Source organism: Pseudomonas sp. P5_B2 (assembly GCF_056400445.1).
Window position 1 is genome coordinate 1 of the sequence record NZ_JBFULH010000846.1, and the last position, 1,495, is coordinate 1,495.

The window sequence follows — 1,495 nt, forward strand, 5'->3', positions numbered from 1 at the left end:
CACTCCGTACATCGACAAAATATGCGATACACGATTTTCGGAAGCCGCAACCTACGTGATTGTCAATCCTTCGTGCTTAAAGCAATATCTTCCAGGTGAACCACTGAGCTTCGCTCCAGGAGGAAACGCTTGGCAGTATGCATCGAACGGATGGAGCAGTGCAGAGCCATGGGGCGCATGGTCGCTTGGCGATGTCGGCGGTTCAATCGTGTTATCTGTGCCGCCCAAAGCTGCTTATCAACTGGTTATTGAAGGCAGGGCCTATGTGACCCAACAGCACCCAGTTCAGACCATCATCGCAGAAGTAAACGGCAGCGAGATCGCGACGTGGACATTTGATTTGACTGCGCCAACTGGCACGCAAACAGCAGAAATCCCCCAGAATTTGGTTCAGAATGKCTTGTTGAAAATCGTACTGAAGGCACCTGGATCCGTGTCGCCAGTACAGATTGAGCAATCTGCGGATGCTCGGGTGCTTGGCCTTGGAGTGCAGACACTCACACTACGCGCCGTGCCTTGATAAAAATAATAATCTATAGAGTGATAGTTGATCCCTGCGACGATTGAAAGTGTGTGCTGCCGGTGGACTGGAGTGTTTAGATCACTATGGTATGTCCGGCCGTTAGCGAGGTCGCGGTAGGGACGGCAGTTGCCTGCCGCCCCCCCCGAACAGATCCGTACTTACGGAACTACCGCATACGACTCCTGCCTGGGTGTATCTGATCCATGATCCCACACCCGATGCGGTACACCCGAATTCTCTCAGGAGCCAGCACACCATGATGCGACCCGACGCAAAAAGTGGAAAAAGTCTACCCCTCCCCCAAGCTCGTGGACTGTAAGCGTCCAGCCCCACCACCTTGCACGCGACCAATCACCCCAGCGGCAGCAGCTCATCAATCCTATGCGATCCATGAAGTACACCTACCGCCAGGTGTGTTTCCCGCTTACCGTGGCATTTCCGGTGAGCAGTTCCACGGCAGCAGCGTTTCGTAGTCGGCCACCACTGCGCATGTGGCAATCGCTCCAGTACGTGGCGCAGCCACGTATAGGGYTCCTGGCCGTTGACCTTGGCGKTCTCGACCAAGCTRTAGATCTGKGCACTGGCGGTKGCGCCTTTAGGCGTRTCGCTGAACAGCCAKGCTTTGCGTCCGATCACGAATGGCTTTATCGCTTGTTCGGCGGAGTTGTTGTAGTTCGGTAAAACTCAGTCTCCATGTAGCGTTCCAGCCGGAGCCAGTTGAGTTGCTGGCCAGATAATTCACGGCCTTGCCCTGCACACTTTGTGGCGTCACCTGTGGCTGCGTTTTCTCCAGCCAGCTTTTCAACTGAGCCAAGATTGGCTGACTTTTTTCCTAATGGCCAATAAAACGCTGTTCATCGCTGGCGTTCTTGAGTTCGCGCTCGACGCCATACCACTTGTTAATCATGGTCAGTGCGATATCGGCACGCCCGGTCTTACCCTTGGGCTGCACTTTTTGCGCATCGACGAACT

The 1,495-nt window shown here is 54.4% G+C and carries 1 protein-coding gene and 1 pseudogene; one reads left to right on the plus strand and one right to left on the minus strand.

What is annotated here, in order from left to right:
- Positions 1-520 (plus strand): DUF7024 domain-containing protein (locus tag AC1DRJ_RS27360; protein ID WP_477804899.1); only part of this gene is annotated, 520 nt, incomplete at its 5' end.
- Positions 521-947: 427 nt separating this feature from the next.
- Here AC1DRJ_RS27360 and AC1DRJ_RS27365 read toward each other — a convergent pair.
- A pseudogene (locus AC1DRJ_RS27365) lies at positions 948-1,495 on the minus strand (IS66 family transposase); the annotation flags it as partial.